The 23,569-nt window shown below is 47.7% G+C and carries 23 protein-coding genes and 1 other annotated feature; of the genes, 10 read left to right on the top strand and 13 right to left on the bottom strand.

All coding sequences use genetic code 11. The annotated features are described in order from the left end of the window. Positions 1–72 precede the first annotated feature (72 nt). The gene (locus ACOTX5_RS06760; RefSeq protein WP_059452885.1) at positions 73–1,002 is read right to left on the bottom strand and encodes a LysR substrate-binding domain-containing protein; all 930 of its coding nucleotides are present in this window, start codon (positions 1,000–1,002) and stop codon (positions 73–75) included. A gap of 41 nt (positions 1,003–1,043) precedes the next feature. Beyond that, complete coding sequence (locus ACOTX5_RS06755; protein WP_017383300.1) at positions 1,044–1,868, bottom strand: SDR family oxidoreductase; 825 nt, start codon at positions 1,866–1,868, stop codon at positions 1,044–1,046. A gap of 172 nt (positions 1,869–2,040) precedes the next feature. Between ACOTX5_RS06755 and hisL the strand changes: the two genes are divergently transcribed. The 9 genes from hisL (at position 2,041) to hisIE (ending at position 9,256) form a co-directional block, all read left to right on the top strand. Continuing rightward, positions 2,041–2,091 (top strand): his operon leader peptide, encoded by a 51-nt coding sequence (hisL, locus tag ACOTX5_RS06750; protein WP_099516347.1) that lies wholly within the window; start codon positions 2,041–2,043, stop codon positions 2,089–2,091. Further along, positions 2,067–2,190 (top strand) — a sequence feature (His leader region). (Overlaps the previous gene by 25 nt.) 44 nt (positions 2,191–2,234) lie before the next feature. Then, on the top strand, positions 2,235–3,134 hold the full coding sequence (hisG, locus tag ACOTX5_RS06745) for an ATP phosphoribosyltransferase (RefSeq protein ID WP_000886595.1): 900 nt from the start codon (positions 2,235–2,237) through the stop codon (positions 3,132–3,134). A 5-nt stretch (positions 3,135–3,139) separates the two neighbouring features. Next, positions 3,140–4,444: a histidinol dehydrogenase gene (hisD, locus tag ACOTX5_RS06740; protein WP_045910851.1), complete on the top strand. Its 1,305-nt coding sequence runs from the start codon at positions 3,140–3,142 to the stop codon at positions 4,442–4,444. Next, positions 4,441–5,502, top strand: coding sequence for a histidinol-phosphate transaminase (hisC, locus tag ACOTX5_RS06735; protein WP_045910852.1), 1,062 nt, complete (start codon positions 4,441–4,443; stop codon positions 5,500–5,502). The genes hisD and hisC overlap by 4 nt, the downstream gene beginning before the upstream one ends. Beyond that, a complete protein-coding gene (gene hisB / locus ACOTX5_RS06730) occupies positions 5,499–6,566 on the top strand; it encodes a bifunctional histidinol-phosphatase/imidazoleglycerol-phosphate dehydratase HisB (protein WP_045910853.1) in 1,068 nt (355 codons plus the stop codon). Before hisC ends, hisB begins: the two co-directional genes overlap by 4 nt. Next, the gene (gene hisH, locus ACOTX5_RS06725) at positions 6,566–7,156 is read left to right on the top strand and encodes an imidazole glycerol phosphate synthase subunit HisH (protein WP_045910854.1); all 591 of its coding nucleotides are present in this window, start codon (positions 6,566–6,568) and stop codon (positions 7,154–7,156) included. Before hisB ends, hisH begins: the two co-directional genes overlap by 1 nt. Then, positions 7,156–7,893: a 1-(5-phosphoribosyl)-5-[(5-phosphoribosylamino)methylideneamino]imidazole-4-carboxamide isomerase gene (hisA, locus tag ACOTX5_RS06720; protein WP_015572395.1), complete on the top strand. Its 738-nt coding sequence runs from the start codon at positions 7,156–7,158 to the stop codon at positions 7,891–7,893. The genes hisH and hisA overlap by 1 nt, the downstream gene beginning before the upstream one ends. Then, positions 7,875–8,651 (top strand): imidazole glycerol phosphate synthase subunit HisF, encoded by a 777-nt coding sequence (gene hisF / locus ACOTX5_RS06715; RefSeq protein WP_003859481.1) that lies wholly within the window; start codon positions 7,875–7,877, stop codon positions 8,649–8,651. Before hisA ends, hisF begins: the two co-directional genes overlap by 19 nt. Further along, on the top strand, positions 8,645–9,256 hold the full coding sequence (gene hisIE / locus ACOTX5_RS06710; protein ID WP_017693103.1) for a bifunctional phosphoribosyl-AMP cyclohydrolase/phosphoribosyl-ATP diphosphatase HisIE: 612 nt from the start codon (positions 8,645–8,647) through the stop codon (positions 9,254–9,256). The genes hisF and hisIE overlap by 7 nt, the downstream gene beginning before the upstream one ends. A gap of 39 nt (positions 9,257–9,295) precedes the next feature. Here hisIE and wzzB read toward each other — a convergent pair whose 3' ends face one another. After that, the gene (wzzB, locus tag ACOTX5_RS06705; protein ID WP_045910855.1) at positions 9,296–10,276 is read right to left on the bottom strand and encodes an LPS O-antigen chain length determinant protein WzzB; all 981 of its coding nucleotides are present in this window, start codon (positions 10,274–10,276) and stop codon (positions 9,296–9,298) included. A gap of 193 nt (positions 10,277–10,469) precedes the next feature. Between wzzB and ACOTX5_RS06700 the strand changes: the two genes are divergently transcribed. Beyond that, positions 10,470–11,474: an NAD-dependent epimerase gene (locus ACOTX5_RS06700; RefSeq protein ID WP_045910856.1), complete on the top strand. Its 1,005-nt coding sequence runs from the start codon at positions 10,470–10,472 to the stop codon at positions 11,472–11,474. Positions 11,475–11,523: 49 nt separating this feature from the next. Here the strand turns inward: ACOTX5_RS06700 and ugd are convergent, their stop codons facing one another. The 10 genes from ugd to galF form a co-directional block, all read right to left on the bottom strand. Continuing rightward, the gene (ugd, locus tag ACOTX5_RS06695) at positions 11,524–12,690 is read right to left on the bottom strand and encodes a UDP-glucose 6-dehydrogenase (RefSeq protein WP_045910857.1); all 1,167 of its coding nucleotides are present in this window, start codon (positions 12,688–12,690) and stop codon (positions 11,524–11,526) included. A gap of 239 nt (positions 12,691–12,929) precedes the next feature. Then, a complete protein-coding gene (gene rfbA, locus ACOTX5_RS06690) occupies positions 12,930–13,811 on the bottom strand; it encodes a glucose-1-phosphate thymidylyltransferase RfbA (protein WP_045910858.1) in 882 nt (293 codons plus the stop codon). Beyond that, the gene (gene rfbB / locus ACOTX5_RS06685) at positions 13,812–14,897 is read right to left on the bottom strand and encodes a dTDP-glucose 4,6-dehydratase (protein ID WP_045910859.1); all 1,086 of its coding nucleotides are present in this window, start codon (positions 14,895–14,897) and stop codon (positions 13,812–13,814) included. A gap of 89 nt (positions 14,898–14,986) precedes the next feature. Next, complete coding sequence (gene gndA / locus ACOTX5_RS06680) at positions 14,987–16,393, bottom strand: NADP-dependent phosphogluconate dehydrogenase (protein ID WP_023303973.1); 1,407 nt, start codon at positions 16,391–16,393, stop codon at positions 14,987–14,989. A gap of 114 nt (positions 16,394–16,507) precedes the next feature. Next, positions 16,508–17,347, bottom strand: coding sequence for a glycosyltransferase (locus ACOTX5_RS06675; protein WP_045910860.1), 840 nt, complete (start codon positions 17,345–17,347; stop codon positions 16,508–16,510). Next, a complete protein-coding gene (locus tag ACOTX5_RS06670) occupies positions 17,322–18,413 on the bottom strand; it encodes a glycosyltransferase (RefSeq protein ID WP_045910861.1) in 1,092 nt (363 codons plus the stop codon). The genes ACOTX5_RS06675 and ACOTX5_RS06670 overlap by 26 nt, the downstream gene beginning before the upstream one ends. Then, on the bottom strand, positions 18,406–19,614 hold the full coding sequence (locus ACOTX5_RS06665; protein ID WP_045910862.1) for a hypothetical protein: 1,209 nt from the start codon (positions 19,612–19,614) through the stop codon (positions 18,406–18,408). Before ACOTX5_RS06665 ends, ACOTX5_RS06670 begins: the two co-directional genes overlap by 8 nt. A gap of 1 nt (position 19,615) precedes the next feature. Continuing rightward, positions 19,616–20,920, bottom strand: a complete 1,305-nt coding sequence (locus ACOTX5_RS06660) for an O-antigen polymerase (RefSeq protein WP_072052493.1) — start codon at positions 20,918–20,920, stop codon at positions 19,616–19,618. 805 nt (positions 20,921–21,725) lie between these two features. Beyond that, on the bottom strand, positions 21,726–22,343 hold the full coding sequence (locus ACOTX5_RS06655; RefSeq protein WP_159427092.1) for an HAD family hydrolase: 618 nt from the start codon (positions 22,341–22,343) through the stop codon (positions 21,726–21,728). Positions 22,344–22,514: 171 nt separating this feature from the next. Further along, complete coding sequence (gene galF, locus ACOTX5_RS06650) at positions 22,515–23,402, bottom strand: UTP--glucose-1-phosphate uridylyltransferase GalF (RefSeq protein ID WP_045910865.1); 888 nt, start codon at positions 23,400–23,402, stop codon at positions 22,515–22,517. Positions 23,403–23,569 lie beyond the last annotated feature (167 nt).

The raw sequence follows: 23,569 nt of genomic DNA, 5'->3' as shown, positions 1-23,569 counted from the left end.
AGCGGCGGCATTTTGCCCTATTCCAGATACAAAAGGCAATACATTGAGAAACCTGCCCATAAATTAATTTTACTAACTGATTGATTTCCCATCATCTGACTGAGCGTAAACTGTGGCGATAGCACTATTTGCTAAAATTTCGTCTCGCCACCAGGCACTGGCAAGCCCGGCGGTCTGTTCATTCCAGCCCACCCATACCGGTTCGTTACTGCTCTGCGCTAAAACTTGTTTTTCCACCAGCGCTCCGCTGTCAATAAACCGCTGCGCTAAATAACGGGGAAGGTAACCGCACCCCAGGCCGCTTATTTGCAGCTCCAGTTTGGTTTTAAAATCAAAAACGGTGATGGCCTCCTGCTCATCCAGCAGCTGCGATGAAATGCCGCATTCGGGGCGAGAGCTGTCTCCAACCACAATGGCGCGATAGTTTTTAATGACGCGTCGGGTAACAGGCTCCGGTTCATTCGCCAGCGGGTGATGAGGCGCAACGGCAAAAACCTGCTCCAGAACACCCAGCCGCGCAAAACCAAATTCGCTCAACTGGGGAGGCTCATGCAGCGCCCCAACGATGATATCCGCCCTGCCCTGCGTCAGGGCCTCCCAGGAACCGCCCAGCACGCCATTGATAAAAACCAGCCGGGTGACGCTGTGGCGCTGATAGAACGCCTCAATAAGCGGGGTAAGCAGGGAGAAAGGGAATGTATCATCAACCCCAATCACCAGCTCATTTTCCCAGCCCTGGTGAAGTTTGACGGCCTGCTTTTCCAGCTCGCGAACCGTATGCAGCACGTCACGCCCTTTTTCCAGCAGCATCTGCCCTGTACGGGTGAAACGCGCGCGATGCCCGGTGCGGTCAAGGATTTGGATATTAAGATCGCTCTCGAGCTTTTGCACGGTGTAGCTCAGAGCCGAAGGGGTTTTATAGAGCTTCGCCGAGGCGGCGGCAAAGCTCCCCTCTTTTTCCAGCGCATCCAGAATAACAAGAACATCCAGCAGCGGTTTCATCTTCGCCCCCTTGCGGTGTGCGATTGTCTCCGCCGGCGCAATTATTCCATGGGCATAACCAGCGGATCGGGATACTGATATTCAAATCCCAGTTCATGGCAAATACGATTGCCATCAATAATTTTGCCTTTGCGTTCCCCCTGCGCCTCGCTGAATACCGGCGGCGCCAGACCCAGCTGGCGCGCCATCAGCGGATAAAAGGTACTGCGCGGCGGATGCGAAGGCGCACATATATTATAGATGTGCCCCCCTTTCGGAGCCTGCAAAAGCAGTTCTATGGCGCCGATAACATCCTCAAGATGCACAAGATTAACCCCGTGCTGGCCATCCGGCGCGGATTTACCGGCAAAGAAGCGCCCCGGATGACGCCCCGGCCCCACCAGTCCGGCCAGGCGTAAGATATCCACCTGCGTGCCAGGCAAATTGTGCAGCCAGTCTTCCAGCTCTTTCAGTACCCGGCCGCTGGCGGTCACCGGACGGCGCTCGGTGTTTTCTTTCGCCGTACCGTCGATATCGCCATAGACGGAGGTGGAGCTGGTGAAAATGATACGCGGGATATGGTGCGCCAGGGCGCTGTCGACGATCTCCTGCACCGCCTGCAAGTAAAAAGACTCACCCGGGCCGCTGCGCCGCGCCGGTAAGGTAATGACCAGCGCGTCCACATTCATCAGTTCATCCAGCTCGTCGGTATCGCAGATAAGCTCGGGTTCGAGACGCAGCTCGACACCATCAATGCCGCACATGCGTGCCGCTTCAACCCCATCTCGGGTGGTCTTACTCCCTGTCACCTGCCAGCCTTTCGCGGCTAATGACATCGCCAGTGGCATTCCTAACCATCCTAACCCGACAATCGCGACCTTTTTCATTACATTCTCCGCTTAACGATGCCTGTTATAAGGCTACGCCAGCCTGGTGGAACGCACAATTCATACCATCAATATGAAATGAATTAATGATCAAAAAAAGCCCTTGCTTTATGGCGTACAACTGGTTTAGGTTAAAAGACATCAAATGCATAAGCATTCAACGAGAATTTATATGACACGCGTTCCTTTTAAAAACCACCATCATCACCATCATCCTGACTAGTCTTTCAGGCGATGTGTGCTGGAAGACGTTTGGATCTTCCAGTGGTGCATGAACGCATGAAAAAGCCCCCGGAAGATCTTCTTCCGGGGGCTTTTTTTGGACCGCATTCAGACAGGTTAAAACAGGTTAACGAGGAACACAGAATGTTAGATAACTCACGTTTACGCATAGCTATTCAAAAATCAGGCCGTTTAAGCGACGATTCACGCGAACTGCTGGCCCGCTGCGGGATTAAAATCAACCTGCACACCCAGCGCCTGATCGCCCTGGCTGAAAATATGCCGATCGACATTCTGCGCGTACGTGATGACGATATCCCGGGCCTGGTGATGGATGGCGTCGTTGATCTCGGCATCATCGGCGAAAACGTACTGGAAGAAGAGTTATTAACCCGCCGCGCGCAGGGCGAAGATCCGCGCTACTTTACCCTGCGTCGTCTGGACTTTGGCGGCTGCCGCCTGTCGCTGGCTACGCCGGTCGATGAAGCCTGGGACGGCCCGGCCGCGCTGAACGGCAAACGTATCGCCACCTCTTACCCTCACCTGCTGAAGCGTTACCTCGATCAAAAAGGCGTGCAGTTTAAATCCTGTCTGCTGAACGGCTCCGTTGAAGTGGCGCCGCGTGCGGGCCTGGCCGATGCCATCTGTGACCTCGTCTCCACCGGCGCCACGCTCGAAGCGAACGGCCTGCGCGAAGTGGAGGTGATCTACCGCTCCAAAGCGTGCCTTATCCAGCGCGACGGCGAGATGGCCGACGCCAAACAGCAGCTCATCGACAAACTGCTGACCCGCATTCAGGGCGTGATTCAGGCGCGTGAATCCAAATACATCATGATGCATGCGCCGACCGAGCGCCTGGACGAAGTGATTGCCCTGTTGCCGGGCGCTGAGCGTCCAACCATTCTGCCGCTGGCGGGCGACCAGCAGCGCGTGGCGATGCACATGGTCAGCAGCGAAACCCTGTTCTGGGAAACCATGGAAAAACTTAAGGCGCTGGGCGCAAGCTCCATTCTGGTGCTGCCAATTGAGAAGATGATGGAGTAACGACCATGAGCTTTAACACAATCATCGACTGGAATACCTGTAGCGACGCGCAACAGCGCGAGCTGCTGATGCGCCCGGCAATTTCCGCCTCGGAGAGCATCACCCGCACCGTGGCGGAGATCCTAGATAACGTCAAAGCCCGCGGGGACGACGCGCTGCGCGAGTACAGCGCGAAGTTTGATAAAACTGAGGTCGACGCGTTACAGGTTACCGAGCAGGAAATCATTGATGCCAGCAATCGTCTGGGGGATGACATCAAACAGGCGATGGCCGTCGCGGTGAAAAATATTGATACCTTCCACACCGCGCAGAAATTGCAGGCGGTGGATGTGGAAACCCTGCCCGGCGTACGCTGCCAGCAGGTGACGCGCCCGGTGGCGTCCGTCGGCCTCTATATTCCCGGCGGCTCTGCCCCGCTGTTTTCGACCGTCCTGATGCTGGCCACCCCGGCACGTATTGCCTGTTGTCAGAAGGTGGTGCTCTGCTCTCCTCCACCGATCGCCGATGAGATCCTGTACGCGGCGAAGCTGTGCGGCGTGCAGGCGATCTATAAAGTGGGCGGTGCGCAGGCGATTTCCGCCCTGGCGTTCGGGACGGGATCCATTCCGAAGGTCGACAAAATCTTTGGCCCGGGCAATGCCTACGTGACCGAGGCGAAACGCCAGGTCAGCCAGCGTCTGGACGGCGCGGCGATTGATATGCCTGCCGGTCCGTCTGAGGTGCTGGTGATTGCCGACAGCGGCGCTACACCGGATTTCGTGGCCTCTGACCTGCTCTCGCAGGCCGAGCACGGCCCTGACTCGCAGGTGATTTTACTGACGCCAGATGCCGACATGGCAAAACGCGTGGGCGACGCCGTTGAGCGTCAGCTGGCTGACCTGCCGCGGGCGGAAACGGCGCGTCAGGCGCTATCCGCCAGCCGCCTGATTGTGGCCCGCGATCTTGACCAGTGCATCGCCATCTCCAACCAGTACGGTCCTGAGCACCTGATTATTCAGACCCGCAACGCGCGCGAACTGGTCGACAGCATAACCAGCGCAGGCTCGGTGTTCCTCGGCGACTGGTCACCGGAATCCGCCGGGGATTACGCCTCCGGCACCAACCACGTGCTGCCGACGTATGGCTATACCTCAACCTGCTCCAGCCTGGGGCTGGCGGATTTCCAGAAGCGCATGACCGTGCAGGAACTCTCCCGCGAGGGATTTGCCTCGCTGGCGTCGACCATTGAAACCCTGGCCGCCGCCGAGCGCCTGACTGCCCACAAAAATGCCGTGACGCTGCGCGTTGCCGCCCTGAAGGAGCAAGCATGAACATCGAAGAATTAGCCCGCGAAAATGTCCGTCGCCTGACGCCCTATCAGTCTGCGCGTCGTCTGGGCGGGAACGGCGACGTCTGGCTGAATGCCAATGAATATCCCACGGCGGTGGCCTTTGAGCTTTCGCAGCAGACGCTGAACCGCTACCCGGAGTGTCAGCCGAAAGCGGTGATCGAGAACTATGCCCTGTATGCAGGGGTGAAGCCTGAGCAGGTGCTGGTCAGCCGTGGGGCTGATGAAGGGATTGAGCTGCTGATCCGCGCCTTCTGTGAGCCGGGTAAAGACGCGGTGATGTACTGCCAGCCCACCTACGGGATGTACAGCGTCAGCGCCGAAACCTTTGGCGTGGCCTGCCGCAACGTGCAGGCGCTCGACAACTGGCAGCTGGATTTGCAGGGCATCGCCGATAACCTTGACGGCGTGAAGGTGGTGTTTGTCTGTAGCCCGAATAACCCCACCGGGCAGATTATTCATCCGCAGGATATCCGCACCCTGCTGGAGATGACGCGCGGCAAGGCGCTGGTCGTCGCTGATGAAGCCTACATTGAGTTCTGCCCGCAGGCGACGCTGACAGGCTGGCTTGAGGAGTATCCGCATCTCGTTGTGCTGCGTACCCTTTCCAAAGCCTTCGCCCTCGCCGGCCTTCGCTGTGGATTTACGCTGGCGAATAAAGCGGTTATCGACCTGCTGCTGAAAGTGATTGCCCCGTATCCGCTCTCAACGCCGGTTGCCGATATTGCGGCACAGGCGCTGGCCCCGCAGGGCATCAGCGCGATGCGCGAGCGTGTGGCGCAGATTCTGGAAGAGCGTCAGTATCTTGTCGATGCCCTTAAAACGATTCCGTGCGTGGAGCAGGTGTTCGACTCGGAAACCAACTACATCCTGGTGCGCTTCACCGCCTCAAGCGCGATATTTAAATCGTTGTGGGATCAGGGCATTATCTTACGAGACCAGAATAAACAACCTACCCTGAGCGGCTGCCTGCGTATTACCGTCGGCACCCGTGCAGAGAGCCAGCGCGTGATTGACGCCCTGAAAGCGGAGAAAGTATGAGTCAGAAGTATCTCTTTATCGATCGTGACGGCACCATCATCTCGGAGCCACCCAGCGATTTTCAGGTCGATCGTTTCGACAAGCTGGCCTTTGAACCCGATGTGATCCCGGTGCTGCTGAAGCTTCAGAAAGCAGGCTATAAGCTGGTGATGATCACCAACCAGGACGGTCTGGGCACCGACAGCTTCCCGCAGGTAGACTTTGACGGCCCGCACAACCTGATGATGCAGGTGCTGACCTCGCAGGGCATCGCCTTCGACGAAGTGCTGATCTGCCCGCATATGCCTGCCGACGAGTGCGACTGCCGCAAGCCAAAAGTGAAGCTTGTTGAACGTTATCTGGCGGAAGAGGCGCTGGATAAAAGCAACAGCTATGTGATCGGCGATCGCGTCACGGATATCACGCTGGCGGACAACATGGGCATTGCGGGCCTGCGCTATAACCGCGACACGCTAAACTGGGCGATGATTGGCGAGCAACTCACCAGACGCGACCGCTATTCCCACGTTGAACGCAACACCAAAGAGACGCAGATCGACGTGAAGGTCTGGCTGGACCGCGAAGGCGGCAGCAAGATCCACACCGGCGTCGGTTTCTTTGACCACATGCTGGATCAAATCGCCACTCACGGCGGCTTCCGTATGGAGATCACCGTTAAGGGCGACCTGTATATCGACGATCACCACACCGTGGAAGATACCGGCCTGGCGCTGGGCGAAGCCCTGAAGCTGGCGCTCGGCGACAAGCGCGGTATCAACCGCTTCGGCTTTGTTCTGCCGATGGACGAGTGCCTGGCGCGCTGCGCGATGGATATCTCCGGGCGTCCGCACCTTGAATACAAAGCCGACTTTACCTACCAGCGCGTGGGCGATCTCAGCACCGAGATGGTGGAACACTTCTTCCGCTCGCTTTCTTACACCATGGGCCTGACGCTGCACCTGAAAACCAAAGGCAAAAACGATCACCACCGCGTCGAGAGCCTGTTCAAAGCCTTTGGCCGTACCCTGCGCCAGGCGATCCGCGTGGAAGGTGATGCCCTGCCCTCGTCGAAAGGAGTGCTGTAATGAACGTGGTGATTCTGGACACCGGATGCGCCAATCTGAACTCCGTACAATCGGCGATTATGCGCCACGGCTACGAGCCGGTGGTGAGCCGCGACTCGGATGTGGTGCTGCGCGCGGATAAACTCTTTCTGCCGGGCGTAGGCACCGCCCAGGCGGCGATGGATCAGATCCATGAGCGCGAGCTGGTGGATCTCATCAAAGCCTGTACTCAACCGGTGCTGGGCATTTGCCTCGGCATGCAGCTGCTTGGCCGCCGCAGCGAAGAGAGCAACGGCGTTGATCTGCTGGGCATTATTGAAGAAGACGTGCCGAAAATGACCGACCACGGCCTGCCGCTGCCGCACATGGGCTGGAACCGCGTTTATCCGAAAGCGGGCAACAGGCTGTTCCAGGGTATCGAAGACGGCGCGTACTTCTATTTCGTTCACAGCTACGCCATGCCCGTGAATGCCTACACCATCGCCCAGTGCAATTACGGCGAGGCGTTCACCGCCGCCGTGCAGAAAGATAACTTTTACGGCGTGCAGTTTCACCCGGAACGCTCCGGCGCCGCCGGTGCGCAACTGCTGAAAAATTTCCTGGAGATGTGATGATAATTCCCGCTTTAGATTTAATTGACGGCACGGTTGTTCGTCTCCACCAGGGCGATTACGGGCAGCAGCGCGACTACGGCAACGACCCGCTGCCGCGGTTACAGGCTTACGCCGCCGAGGGCGCTGAGGTGTTGCACCTGGTCGATCTGACCGGCGCGAAAGATCCGGCCAAACGCCAGATCCCGCTGCTTAAAACACTGGTGGCTGGCGTGGACGTCCCGGTGCAGGTGGGCGGTGGCGTGCGTACGGAAGCCGATGTTGCCGCCTTGCTGGACGCCGGCGTGGCGCGCGTGGTAGTCGGTTCGACCGCTGTGAAAGATCCTGAAAGTGTCAAGGGCTGGTTCCGCCGCTTCGGTGCGGATGCGCTGGTGCTGGCGCTGGATGTGCGCATTGACGCGCAGGGTAACAAGCAGGTCGCGGTCAGCGGCTGGCAGGAAAACTCCGGCGTAACGCTGGAAGAGCTGGTCGGGATGTATCTCCCCGTAGGGCTGAAGCACGTCCTGTGCACGGATATTTCACGCGATGGTACGCTCGCAGGATCTAACGTCTCGCTGTATGAAGAGGTTTGCGCGCGTTATCCGCAGGTGGCGTTTCAGTCCTCTGGCGGTATCGGCGACCTGGCGGATATCGCCGCTCTGCGCGGAACCGGTGTACGCGGCGTGATCGTGGGTCGCGCGCTGCTGGAAGGCAAATTTACGGTGAAGGAGGCGATTCAATGCTGGCAAAACGGATAATTCCCTGCCTGGACGTGCGTGATGGTCAGGTTGTAAAAGGCGTGCAGTTCCGCAACCACGAGATCATTGGCGACATCGTTCCACTGGCAAAACGCTATGCCGAAGAAGGCGCAGACGAACTGGTATTTTACGATATCACAGCCTCCAGCGATGGCCGCGTGGTGGATAAAAGCTGGGTGGCGCGCGTGGCAGAGGTGATTGATATTCCCTTCTGCGTGGCGGGCGGGATTAAATCTGCTGACGATGCGGCGAAAATTCTCTCTTTCGGTGCGGACAAAATTTCGATTAACTCCCCTGCGCTTGCAGATCCGGAGCTGATTACGCGTCTGGCGGACCGCTTTGGCGTGCAGTGCATTGTCGTGGGGATCGACACCTGGTTTGATACCGCGACGGGCAAATATCACGTTAACCAGTACACCGGCGATGAAAGCCGCACGCGCGTCACCCAATGGGAGACGCTGGACTGGGTGCAGGAAGTACAAAAACGCGGTGCAGGTGAAATCGTGCTGAACATGATGAACCAGGACGGCGTACGCAACGGTTACGACCTCGAGCAGCTGAAAAAAGTGCGCGCGGTGTGCCAGGTTCCGCTGATTGCCTCCGGCGGCGCAGGCACCATGGAACACTTCCTTGAAGCCTTCCGCGATGCGAACGTAGACGGCGCGCTGGCCGCTTCCGTGTTCCACAAACAGATTATCAATATTGGTGAGTTAAAAACGTACCTGGCCGACCAGGGCGTGGAGATCAGGGTATGTTAACAGAGCAACAACAGGCGCAGCTGGACTGGGAAAAAACTGACGGATTACTGCCGGTGGTTGTACAGCATGCCGTTTCAGGCGAAGTGCTGATGCTGGGATACATGAACCAGGAGGCACTGGCAAAAACGATCGACAGCGGCAAGGTGACGTTTTTCTCGCGCACCAAACAGCGCCTGTGGACGAAAGGGGAAACCTCGGGTCACTTCCTGAATGTGGTCAGCATTACGCCAGATTGCGACAACGACACCCTACTGGTGCTGGTCAACCCGATTGGGCCGACCTGCCACAAAGGCACCAGCAGCTGCTTCGGCGAGGCGAGCCACCAGTGGCTGTTCCTCTATCAGCTGGAACAGCTGCTGGCAGAGCGTAAATCAGCGGATCCCGAGAGCTCGTACACGGCGAAGCTGTACGCCAGCGGCACCAAACGTATTGCGCAGAAAGTGGGTGAGGAAGGCGTTGAAACGGCGCTGGCGGCCACTGTGCATGACCGTGAGGAGCTGACGAACGAAGCGTCGGATTTAATGTATCACCTGCTGGTGCTGCTTCAGGATCAGGAGCTGGATTTAACGACGGTGATTGAGAATTTGCGGAAACGGCATAAATAAAAAAAGACCGGGGAGACCCGGTCTTTTTTTGTGTGTAAATCAGGCTCTTGGCTTGTAGTTTCTCAGCGCGTTACGGCCGAGGACGACAGCAGAACCGATGATCCCGCCGAGGAGAACGGCAAGGATGAGGGTAATAGCAATTTTCGGGCTATCGCGTCGGATAGGCAGATTTGGCTTCATAACGTAACGATAGACGTGAATAGTGTCTGGGTTAACGTTGAGGTTCTGGATATCCAGTAAGTTCTGTTTGGTTTGGTAGTAAGTGCCTGAGAAGACCAGCGGACGTGACGCTTCGTTATCAACCATTGACTTGAGCGCTACGGTACCCAACAGGAACATGGTTTCCTGAGTGACATCCTGAGTCTGCTGAAGCTGCGGAGTGGTGATCTTCGCGGCTTCTGCGTTCTTCAGCGCCTCAGTAATCTGCTTGATACGTAGATCTTTCTGCTCCTGAGCGACTTTCTCCTGATTCTGGAGGGAGTCGTTCAGGGTTGTGATCTGCTGCTTGAGGTTATCTCTGAGGTCAAGCGTCAGTTCTTTTGCCGTCTGCTCGTCAACCTGCTGAATGTACTGAGCTAATTGCTTTTGAGCTGCTTCAGCGGATTCGCCCTGATAGCTTACCGTTAAAGGCAAACTTTGACCTTTAACGGTAGGCTCAATAGTCAGTTTTTCCGGATCTTCCTGATTCTCCAGCGCCTGAGCTAAAGCCGAGAAGGAGGAATTAAAACGACTAATAGCACGATTCTGAATATCCAACATGGCAGGAGCTGCCCCGCCATAGAGGATGTTTAGTGCATTAGAATAGGTGGCTATTTGTGCGGCATCAGGCTGGGCTATGATGGCAGATGACGTCCATTTCTCTTTAGCAACAGTGATGTAAATAACGGCGAGAACAATGAAAGCAGCAACAAATGCCCCAATTACCCACTTACTACGCCACAGCTGTAGCAATAAATCAAGTAAATCAATTTGCTCCGGGTCATTGTTGCGTGTGACCAGGTTGTTGTTGTTTTGCGTCATACAATCCCTAACAGATGAAAAAGGGCAAACATAATCTTGTCTCCTTAGTGTATCCGTTGCTGGCGATTTTTCTATAAGAATCCGATGAGTTATATCGGAAAGATGGGTTATGTATGTCGAGCCCAACGCGTTATCATAGATGGACTTTGATGCCCAGTGGCATCAACAAGAACACAGACTAAATGAGGAAACTATGAAATTTCTGGTAACTGGCGCGGCGGGCTTTATCGGTTCTCATGTCAGCAAGCGCCTGCTTGGTGCAGGGCATAAGGTTGTTGGGATTGATAACCTGAATGATTACTATGACCCTAACCTCAAACTCGCTCGCCTTGAACTGCTCAAATCCGAGAGTTTCACCTTCCACAAGCTGGACTTAGCGGACCGCGAGGGCATGGCTGCGCTCTTCGCCAATGAGAAATTTGACCGCGTGATCCATCTTGCCGCACAGGCGGGCGTGCGTTACTCGCTGGAAAACCCGCATGCCTACGCAGATGCTAACTTGGTAGGTCACCTTAACGTGCTGGAAGGCTGTCGCCACAACAAGGTTCAGCATCTTCTGTATGCTTCATCCAGCTCTGTATACGGCCTCAACCGTAAGATGCCGTTTTCTACTGACGACTCCGTAGACCATCCGGTATCCCTGTATGCGGCAACCAAAAAAGCCAATGAGTTGATGTCGCATACCTATTCGCATCTGTATAACCTGCCGACCACTGGCCTGCGCTTCTTTACCGTCTATGGCCCGTGGGGACGCCCGGACATGGCGCTGTTTAAATTCACCAAAGCCATGATTGAAGGCAACAGTATCGACGTATACAACTACGGCAAGATGAAGCGCGACTTCACCTATATTGATGATATTGCGGAGGCGATTATTCGCCTACAGGACGTCATTCCTCAGGCCGATGCCGACTGGACGGTCGAAACCGGTTCGCCAGCAACCAGCTCTGCCCCGTATCGCGTGTATAACATCGGCAACAGTTCGCCTGTCGAACTGATGGATTACATCACCGCGCTTGAAGAGGCGCTGGGCAAAGAAGCGGTGAAAAATATGATGCCAATCCAGCCGGGTGATGTGCTGGAGACCAGTGCGGACACCAAAGCACTGTATGACGTTATTGGGTTTAAACCACAAACCTCAGTCAAAGAAGGCGTGAAAAACTTCGTTGACTGGTACCGCAACTTCTATAACGTTTAAAAACAGAAAACCCGGCAGAGCGCCGGGTTTTTTTATATCACGATTTTGATCAGTCACTGCCGAACAAATCGCGGGTATAGACTTTATCTTTCACGTCCGCCAGCTCTTCCGCCATACGGTTGGAGATAATCACGTCCGCTTCTTTCTTAAACGCATCCAGATCGCGGATCACACGCGAATGGAAGAACTCATCTTCCTGCATCGCCGGTTCATAAATAATGACCTGCACGCCCTTCGCCTTAATACGCTTCATGATCCCCTGAATGGAAGAAGCGCGGAAGTTATCGGAACCGCTCTTCATGATCAGGCGATACACGCCCACCACTTTCGGCTGACGCGCGAGAATGGAATCCGAGATGAAGTCTTTACGCGTGCGGTTGGCATCCACAATGGCGGAAATCAGGTTGTTCGGCACCGCCTGATAGTTTGCCAGCAGCTGCTTGGTATCTTTTGGCAGGCAGTAGCCACCGTAACCGAAGGACGGGTTGTTGTAATGGTTACCGATACGTGGATCAAGACACACGCCCTCAATGATCTGACGGGTGTTCAGACCTAAGCTCTCGGCATAGCTGTCAAGTTCGTTGAAGTAAGCCACACGCATTGCCAGATAGGTATTGGCGAAAAGCTTAATGGCCTCAGCTTCTGTGGAATCGGTGAACAGCACAGGAATATTTTTTTTGATTGCGCCTTCCTGAAGCAACGCAGCAAAACGCTCCGCACGCTCGGAACGCTCGCCAATCACGATACGGGATGGGTGCAGGTTATCGTATAACGCCCTGCCCTCGCGGAGAAATTCCGGCGAGAAGAAGACATTATCAATACCCAACTCTTCTTTAATCGATTTGGTGAAGCCCACTGGAATCGTCGACTTGATGATCATCACTGCGTTCGGGTTGATTGCCGTAACGTCTTTGATCACCGCTTCAACGGTTGAGGTATTGAAGTAGTTGGTTTTAGGATCGTAGTCGGTTGGCGTGGCGATGATGACGAAATCCGCATCGCGGTAAGCGTCTTCTTTGTCCGTGGTAGCGCGGAAGTTCAGCGGTTTGGTCGCGAGGTATTCTTCAATCTCTTTATCGACGATCGGGGACTTCTTCTGGTTAAGCATGTCCACTTTTGCCTGCACGATATCCAGCGCAACCACTTCATGGTTTTGTGCAATCAGAATACCGTTTGAGAGACCAACGTAGCCTGTTCCGGAGATGGTTATTTTCATTTGTTTGACTTCTACACGTTTGAGTTTTTGATGACCATAACACAGTCACCACAATGATTAACTAAGCGTTTTTTATCGCTAACCTTCATTCGCTGTCAAGGTTTCAGTTTTTTTGAAAAATGTTTTTGCTCAACAAAAAGACCTGTCGTTACACTAAGCAAAGTACCTGTTTTACAGCGACAATAAGACGTTAAAGGACAGTCGAGAGTAAGCAGAGGAAAACTGCTTACTTCGTCAAATCAGACTAATCCCTTGGTCAGATTCAGCAGATACTGACCATACCCGGTCTTTTTCAATGGTTCAGCGAGTACCCGAAGTTGTTCGGCATCAATAAAATCTCGTCGGAACGCAATTTCTTCAGGACATGAAACTTTTAGCCCCTGTCGCTCTTCAATTGTGGCGATAAAATTGCTTGCCTCGATCATACTCTGATGCGTTCCGGTATCCAGCCAGGCATAACCGCGTCTCATCATCGCGACAGACAATCGTCCCTGCTGCATATAGATGCGGTTGATGTCGGTAATTTCGAGTTCACCTCGCTCGGACGGCGTTAAACTTTTGGCCATCTCAATCACATCGTTGTCGTAAAAATAAAGACCGGTTATTGCGTAATTACTCTTGGGTTGCTGAGGCTTCTCCTCAAGGCCAATTGCAGTACCGTCTTTATCAAACTCAACGACGCCATAGCGTTCCGGATCGCTGACATGATAGGCGAATACGGTCGCCCCCTCTTGCTGGCTTGCTGCGCCTTCAAGCAGTCTGGGTAGATCGTGTCCGTAGAAAATATTATCGCCTAATACCAGCGCACAATTATCCTCACCGATAAACTCTTCACCCAGAATAAAAGCTTGTGCCAGTCCATCAGGACTTGGTTGCACTTTGTACTGGATATGCAATCCCCACTGGCTACCGTTCCCGAGCAGTTGTTCAAAACGCGGAGTGTCCTGAGGCGTGCTGATAATCAGAATATCCCGTATACCTGCCAGCATAAGCGTAGAGAGCGGATAATAGATCATTGGCTTATCGTAAATTGGCAACAATTGCTTGCTTACGGCCATAGTCACGGGATAAAGACGTGTACCCGATCCGCCAGCTAATATAATCCCTTTACGTTTCGTCATTTACTTACGCTCCCCATAATTTTGCTCAATCCAGCTCTTATAGGCCCCGCTTTTTACATTCGATACCCACTCCTGGTTATTCAAATACCATTCAACCGTTTTACGGATGCCACTTTCAAAGGTTTCCACAGGAGTCCATCCAAGCTCGTCGCTAATTTTATGAGCATCAATTGCATAACGTCTGTCGTGACCTGGTCGGTCCGCGACATAAGTAATTTGTGCGCGATAGGATGTTTCTTTCGGTATCATTTCATCGAGCAGATCACAAATGGTCTGAACAACTTCAATATTTTTCTTCTCGTTATGACCGCCAATATTATAGGTTTCTCCCGGCTTACCCGTGGTCAGAACCGTATACAGTGCACGAGCATGGTCTTCAACGTATAACCAGTCACGGATTTGATCGCCCTTACCGTAAATCGGCAATGGTTTATTATCCAGCGCATTAAGGATAACAAGAGGAATCAGCTTTTCAGGAAAGTGGTATGGGCCATAATTATTCGAACAATTTGTCACAATCCCAGGTAAACCATAGGTGCGTATCCAGGCTCGAACTAAATGGTCGCTGGACGCTTTTGACGCTGAGTAAGGGCTACTTGGCTGGTACGCGGTTTTCTCGGTAAACAGCGGTAACAGGGTGGAGTCAGAATGTTCATCGGGATGAGGCAGATCGCCGTAAACCTCATCAGTTGAAATGTGATGGAAACGGAAGGCGGATTTTGCTGCCTCATCCAGTGAAGACCAGTAAGCACGGCTTGTTTCTAACAGGATATAGGTGCCAACAATATTGGTTTCAATAAACGCAGCGGGACCGGTAATAGAACGGTCGACATGGCTCTCGGCAGCCAGGTGCATTATCGCATCAGGCTGATGGGTAGCAAAAATACGCGCCATTGCCTCTTTATCACATATATCGGCATGCTCAAAAACATAGCGTTCGCTATCGCTTACTTCACGCAAGGATTCCAGATTACCGGCATAGGTCAATTTATCAACGTTAACAACGCTATCCCGAGTATTGCTAATAATATGTCGGATAACCGCGGAACCGATAAAACCGGCACCGCCAGTAACTAGAATTTTCACGCAATCTATTCCATTAAACAGTAGGTGGATCGGGCAAGATAAAAAAGCCCGGTATCTCTACCGGGCTTGATGGCATGGCTAACCGTATATTAATCCAGCCATTCGGTGTGGAACACACCTTCTTTATCCGTACGCTTATAGGTATGCGCACCGAAGTAGTCACGCTGTGCCTGAATCAGGTTCGCTGGCAGAACGGCAGCACGATAGCTGTCGTAATATGCCACCGCAGCGGAGAAGGTAGGAACCGGGATACCATTCTGCACCGCGTACGCAACAACATCACGCAGCGCCTGCTGATATTCGTCAGCAATTTGTTTGAAGTAAGGTGCCAGCAGAAGGTTTGCGATACCCGCGTTTTCAGCATAGGCATCGGTGATTTTTTGCAGGAACTGAGCGCGAATGATACAGCCGGCACGGAAGATCTTCGCAATCTCGCCGTAGTTCAGATCCCAGTTATTTTCATCAGATGCCGCGCGTAGCTGAGAGAAGCCCTGCGCGTAAGAGACGATTTTACCCAGATACAGCGCGCGACGAACTTTTTCTACGAACTCCGCTTTATCACCAGCGGGTTTAGCCTGCGGGCCAGACAGCACTTTAGATGCTGCAACGCGCTGTTCTTTCAGAGAAGAGATATAACGTGCAAATACGGATTCGGTGATCAGGGATAATGGCTCACCCAGATCCAGAGAGCTCTGGCTGGTCCATTTACCGGTACCTTTGTTCGCGGCTTCATCCAGAATCACATCAACCAGGTATTTACCCTCTTCATCTTTCTTGGTGAAGATATCTTTGGTGATGTCGATCAGGTAGCTGTTCAGCTCGCCTTTGTTCCACTCGGTGAAGGTCTCTGCGAGCTCCTCGTTAGAGAGGTTCAGGCCGCCCTTCAGCAGAGAGTAGGCTTCAGCAATCAGCTGCATATCGCCATATTCAATGCCGTTGTGAACCATTTTCACGTAATGACCAGCCCCATCAGGACCGATATAGGTCACGCACGGCTCGCCGTCTTCAGCAACGGCTGCGATTTTAGTCAGGATTGGCGCAACCAGTTCGTACGCTTCTTTCTGACCGCCAGGCATGATGGATGGACCTTTCAGAGCGCCCTCTTCACCGCCGGATACGCCGGTACCAATGAAATTGAAGCCTTCAGCAGACAGTTCACGGTTACGACGAATAGTGTCCTGGAAGAAGGTGTTACCGCCATCGATAATGATGTCGCCTTTATCCAGATACGGTTTCAGTGAATCGATGGCTGCATCGGTCCCTGCGCCCGCTTTCACCATTAACAGGATACGACGAGGTGTTTCCAGAGACTCAACGAACTCTTTAACCGTATAGAAAGGAACCAATTTCTTGCCTGGATTCTCAGCGATGACTTCTTCGGTCTTATCACGGGAGCGGTTGAAAACGGAGACGGTATAACCACGGCTTTCGATGTTGAGCGCCAGGTTGCGCCCCATCACTGCCATACCGACAACGCCGATCTGTTGCTTGGACATTACATACTCCTGTCAGGTGTGGTCGCCACTATTAGCATGGCCAAATAAAAATTTGACAAACATCTTATGCGAAATGTACTGCTAAAACAACATTCAAATATATTTTTGTTTAGGTTACTTTCGTAGAAAAGAATAAATAACATTAAGTAAACTTGTTGGAAGCAACCGAGGTATACTACGCATCATAAAGATATATAATGATTCGAAACATGTAGAAATTTTTAAACTATATTTCATCTTCATCAAAAGCCACTCACTTTTGATATAAGCTACGCCTTTCCTACGTTTAATCATTTCAGACCCACCTCTAACGTTAACAAGGATCTCGTTAACGTTAGCAACTTTAAAATTACCTGCAACAATCCTTAGCCAGAGATTATAATCTTCCATAAAATGATGGTGCTGATATCCACCAACTGAAATGACTGCGCTTTTTCTGAAAGCAACACTCATATGATTGAAAGGGCTTCGGTATTTAATAAACCCAATTATATCGTCGTATGTTAAAGGAACTGATTTAATACCTGTCATCACTTCCATATTTTCATCGAATTCTGCAATATGCCCACCAACTAAAACAACATCTTTATTATTTCTTATAAACATTACCTGCTTTTCAAAACGATCATTGATGCAAATGTCATCCGTATCCATTCTAAAAACCCACTCGTTCCGGCAAAACTCTAATCCGAGGTTCAAAGCCGAGCCTAAACCTAGGTTATGATCTGATTTAACAAGTGTTATCGGGATACCCTTATTTATTTCGCATTCGATAAAGCCAAGAATTTCACGATTTACAGGCCCGTCCAGTACAATAACAATCTGATCGGGCAATAAAGAATTATCAATTATACTTTTATAGCACGCTGTAAAATTATCATAAGTCTCCTTAATATAAACTGACATCAATATACTAAATTTGAATTCGTTAAAGACTGTTGATGAGGTTGTCATATTCTTGTATTATCTTTTCGTACTTGAATTTATTTAACGTAAGTGCAATGTTAGTACCCTTCATTTCTTTGTGATATATGTCAATAATTGCATCTGTAAAAGCATCAATATCATACATTTTCACTAGTGCACCATTTTCGCCATCAATTATGATCTCTGAAGGGCCAGTCGGACAGTCATAACTAATACAAGGGACATTTGAAGCGATAGACTCTAATAAAACATTAGGTAACCCTTCATAATGCGATACTAATGTAGTCATATCTGCTTCGGAATAAAAATCCTTGACATTGTCAACTGCTCCAGTTAAGTGAAATCGGTGATTTAATCCATTTATATCGACTTGTCTCTCGAACTCATTATAAAGCTCACCATCACCAACTAACGTCCATAGAAAATTAACTTTTCTATTCTCTAGCTCACGTCCCACCTTGATAATATCAAAAATATTTTTCTGATGTGTAAATCTTCCAATATATAGAAGTTTTATAAGCTTGTCTTTATTATGATTCTTATCAGGTAACGTTAAAGCATTAAACTCAAAATTAATTTTTATAGGGTTATAAATCCTAACCATATTATTATTTTCAACAAACGAAGACAATTTCGCTTTCATAGCATCTGACTGGCATATGATAGCATCAGCTTTAGAAATTAAGTGAAAAAGGATTTTTTTCTTTACTTTTCCAATAAAAGTATTGCCTACTTCAAAATCTGGATTGTTAATAAACCTGCAAATAACCTTTCCATTGTATAGTTTTAATGTTCGTAATAAAATGAGGTAACAACTTAAATCCAAGGAAAAACAAATAGCAGTACATTTTTTCTTATTGCTAAAAAATTTGTATAAACTAATAACCCTCTGTAATTTATTTATTCTAATTGACTGATTTAACACATTAATGTTTATTGTCTCTTTTGAATAAAAAATATCATTACTAACAGAAACTAATCTTGTATTATGTCTAACCTTTGAAAGTCCATGACTGATTCTTAATGCTACTCTTTCTGCACCACCTTGGGTGAGACTATTTATCATTATAAACACATCTTTGGTATTACTCATTAGCTTTTTTCAACCATTTCCACAAATATAAAATATAACTAAAACTAGCAAACAAAACGCTAATTGCGATTGTATAAATAGGGCCAAGGTGTAATACTTTATAAGTGCCACACGCAATCAAAAATACTGCAAATGATAATAACCCTGCTTTGAGAATTGAACTCCTAAAATTCATAATTGCATACTGTTTAAAAAGAGCTCCTAAAGATTGTAAACTTGATGATATCAACACAATCAATAAAGCAAAAGCGTATTCATAATAATCATTGTAATTAAAAATAGTGAAAAACAGCAAACTGGCGAGAAAAATAGACGCCATACAAATTAACGAAGTAAAATAGAGCTTTTTGATATAAACCATAAACTCCACAGCTTTTCGCTGTCGGCTCACAAACAAAATATCTTTATATTTATAACTAATCATACCTGCATCCAATAACGCCTGTAATGCATTGCCAATACTTGTATAAAAGGTATACACCCCTACAATTGATAATGAAGTGAAATGGCTCAAAAGCACTTTATCAAGTGACACTATAACCCTAATAAAAATAGATGATATAAATATCGGTACAGATTTCCTAATCAGAAAATATAATATTTTAAAACTTATCTTTGTAAAAGAAAGTATGAGATTATACTTGGCATAGAGAAAAACGAAACAAAGCGCAATTAAATTAGCACATAGCCAACAAAAAGAAATAAAACTTACAATTTTTTCATCACTGACTTTTATATAAAATAAAAAAATTAATATAAAATAACACCATACACCATTTCTAACAAACAACAGAATATTCGCAATAGTTGCTCTTCCCTTTGCTAATAATATCCTATGATATTCTTGCAATAATACTTCCGTAACAGTAAGCAACATCGCAAATATAGTAACACCTTTATACGGAAAATATTGGTGCATATAGATAACAACGGAAAAAGACACTATTAAGCTTGAAAATAACGAAAAAAACATCTGATTCGTATATGCAAAACAAGAACCTCGCTGGGTTCCTGTGTATGATTTCAATAGTAGTGAATATAATTCTAATCCAGAAAGATATACAGAAAAACTAATTATTGAAACAAGAATACCGTAGGCTCCAACTACAGAAACACCATATGCATGTGTCAAATACAGCATCAATAGAACTTTACCGCCGAGAGTACTCGCGCGCAAACCTAAACCGAGCAACCCTTTCATTTTATTTAATCCTTTGAGACACTACAACTATGTTATTTTTATTAAATAATAGCCCTGTGCAAATAAAATATATAAAAACCCATATTAATAATGATGTATAGTTATCCCAGAAACTTCCTCTGAAAAATAATCTTGTATTAATTGATATTATTAGATATGTTATTAATCCCGTTAAAGTAAATTTCGCCTTAGCTTTATTGTGAAAATAAAAGAAAAATACAATAATAATAGGTGATAATAACGAGCCAATATAACCAAAATAATAATAAAACTCAGATAGTATATTACCCGCAAAACCAAAATTACGACCAATTACTGACGATACGTTATCTGCATACCATGGTAGCACGATATAATCCCCAGCCAAATTTAAAAGAGGATTAAAAAACTTCAACAAGGGATAGGTAACATAAAGATAGCCATTAGAAATATCATTTACATTATTATTAATAATAAAAGCCGTAGTGAATGCAGTATGATAAAACTCTGCCAACATACTGTAAACATTATAAGATAAGGATAAATCACTCTCATCTCTCGTAAGATAATACCTCGCTACAACCATAAAAAGAACTACACAAATAGCCGGAACTGAAATAAACAGTATTTTTCTCTTTGGCTTTTTTAATGCATATATTGCACAGAAATAAAACACAAAAGAAAAAAGTAAATCTCTTCCACCCGATAGTACTTCTGGCACGCATACAAATAATGGAACTACGATCAATGAACGTTTGAATAAACTGCCTGTATAACTACGAATATATAAAATGAAATACGATGCAAAAGTTAAATAAAATAAAATTGGCAGTTTAAACTTAACCTCATATTCTGCATAAATTGCCTGGGCAGCAACTCTGTTATTGAAATTATAAATAAGCTCGCCCCCAATACTTTCAATAACAAAACAAGTGACAAAGATGGATACACTCATTATCAACAAACAAATAATTTCAGGATAATAAATTCCTCTCCTAGGAATATTAACCAAATGATATTCATATTTTAAATGCTTTTGACGAGTGAGGATATAAACCAAAAAAAAGATACAAAGCGCCCAGAATGCAAAAAATTTTGCGATTATTATGCTGTTTTGCTCAATAGAATATCCGAAAAATGAATACAAAAACTCGATATTAAGGAACGGAACACCGTAGTAAAACACGCCAAACAGAAGTGTAAACGAGAATATATTCATTAACACCCCTGATGGATTAACAAAAAAATCTTTTAATAATATCAAAAGCGAAAAAAATATTAATAAAGAATTTAATGCTACAACAACCCCATTAATTACAGATATCATTACTTAGCCCTGTTTATTAATATACACAGCAGATAAACTGCGATATAGCAGGTAATATATTGATATTAGCATAAAAGTCCTTAATGTAACTCCGCCATATAATAGGTAGCACAAAGAACCAATCAAAGTACAAATAAAATAATAGAACACCCTCAAATAATTATGTTTCTTAAACCACTTACTTTGAAAAAAAACAAGATCAAATCTCTTTTCCCCGCATCGTTCTAATAAATTAATCATCGGGAAAATAAAAATGGTAATTAAAATAATATTTGAATCGAATCCTAAAACAATAAGCAATGGTGAGCCATAACGTAATACAACCAATATGAAATGTAACAATAAGTTTATTCTACTACGAAAATAGTTATATAGTGTATAAACAAATATTATTGCCCAAGGCAATAAAGCCAACAGAACAGGGCTTCCCATAACAATAATAATTGCAGTCAATAAAACCGCTAATATGCACCTACACGCATAAATATTTGTTTTGTTAGTTTCATAGAAAACAAACTGTTCGCTATTCAATCTTATGGTTGGTTTTTTTTCATGCTTTATAGTTTCAGTATCGTTATAAATATAACCGATCTCGTAAAGTGTATAAACTAGTATTAACGATAATAAAAACTTATAAAAATCTGCAATCGAGAAGAATTCAAACTTATATATCATCAAAAATAATAATATTGGTATAATATAAATACATACCCAAGATAAGCTTTTTATAATATTTTTGGATCGAGTATTAATAAAATATAAGAAAGGGATATAAAACATTTTTTTCTGAATATTTTGCATTATATTATTTGACTCTAATAAAGTTAACTTTGTTTTTACCCCAAAAAACCTCATCATTTTTACAATGCGCTATGCCCAAAGCTTCAGCACAATGCGCGACAATCTCATAATCTCCATAATTGTCAGTGATAATCGCTGTATTATGTTGGAAAAGGTGCTTAATATAACTAAGCTTATTATCCAAAAGGTCGTGCGACAGCCGTCCAGTACATGTGCCATCTCTATACTCAAGAACGGAAGAGTAACATAAAACCGCATCGAATTTTTTTGCAATAGCATTTGCTATAGTATCGATCGTTGCAGATATAATTACAAGCTTATAGCCTTTGAGTTTGTAATCGTCTATAATTTCTATAACCTCATTGATATAATCTAATGAGGCAACATAGTCATTAGATAAACTCAATAGTTCTGCTTGATTTTTTCCTGCCAATCGTTTTAATAATTTAGGTCGCAAATAATCATAAGAAAAATACCGCCAAAGAATAGAACCTATAATGCGTTCAGTCATACTTGCTCTTATTCCGATAGTTCGCAAAAAACCAAGAGTAGTATTTTCTTTGGTCACTGTTCCACAAATATCAAGAAAAAGTAAATTTTTAACTGTTTTATCAATTGACAACGCTACCGCCCCTAGCATAGATTAACACGCCAGTAAATAATTAAGTTTGCTAAAGAAGCATAAAAACTCAACTTAGCAAACCGTCGAATTAACATTATTACAGACAACAAAATATCATATTTCGCTATCCGTAATGTCAAGCAGTTATGATTAATATAACAAGTATAAACTTTATAGCATTTTGATTATACTGTCTTTAAATTTTTGTCCATCCTTCAGGTTACGCAGGCCATAGTTCACAAAGGCCTGCATATACCCCATTTTCTTACCGCAGTCATAGCTGTCGCCGGTCATCAGCATGGCATCAACCGACTGCTTCTTCGCCAGCTCAGCAATCGCATCGGTCAGCTGGATACGATCCCAGGCGCCCGGCTCAGTTTTTTCCAGCTCAGCCCAGATATCCGCATTCAGCACATAACGGCCGACTGCCATTAGGTCGGAGTCTAGCGTCTGCGGCTGATCGGGTTTTTCGATAAACTCAACGATCCGGCTCACCTGCCCTTCCGTCTCCAGTGGCTCTTTGGTCTGAATAACAGAATACTCGGAGAGATCGCCCTTCATACGTTTCGCCAGCACCTGGCTACGGCCCGTTTCATTGAAACGTGCCACCATTGCCGCCAGGTTGTAACGCAGCGGATCGGCGGAAGCGGTATCAATAATGATGTCCGGCAGAACCACGATGAACGGGTTATCACCCACCACCGGGCGCGCGCAGAGGATTGAGTGCCCCAGGCCCAGCGGCTGCGCCTGACGCACGTTCATGATGGTCACGCCAGGAGGACAGATAGACTGAACTTCTGCCAGAAGCTGGCGCTTAACGCGCTGCTCAAGCAGCGCTTCGAGTTCATAAGAGGTGTCGAAGTGGTTCTCAACGGCATTCTTCGAAGAGTGCGTCACCAGAACGATTTCTTTGATCCCCGCAGCAACAATCTCGTCGACGATGTACTGAATCATCGGCTTGTCAACGATCGGCAGCATCTCTTTAGGAATGGCCTTTGTGGCGGGCAACATATGCATGCCCAAACCCGCTACCGGTATGACTGCTTTCAAATTAATCATTATTTCTTCCACCTTAAAATGGTTGACGAATTATAGCTTTTAAACCTGTTTTCGCCAGCATGTTTTACCGTAAATATGAAGTAATCCTAGGTCACCCCACCACAAATTACAGTAGTTGTAATCTGAATAGATCGCGATTCCGTACCAGGAATAGTCGCAAAATAGGC

The organism is Enterobacter cloacae complex sp. IR5441, assembly GCF_049238215.1.
Taxonomy (GTDB): domain Bacteria; phylum Pseudomonadota; class Gammaproteobacteria; order Enterobacterales; family Enterobacteriaceae; genus Enterobacter; species Enterobacter hormaechei_C.
Note: the sequence above shows the minus strand (reverse complement) of the source record. Positions and strands in the feature narration are given on the sequence as shown.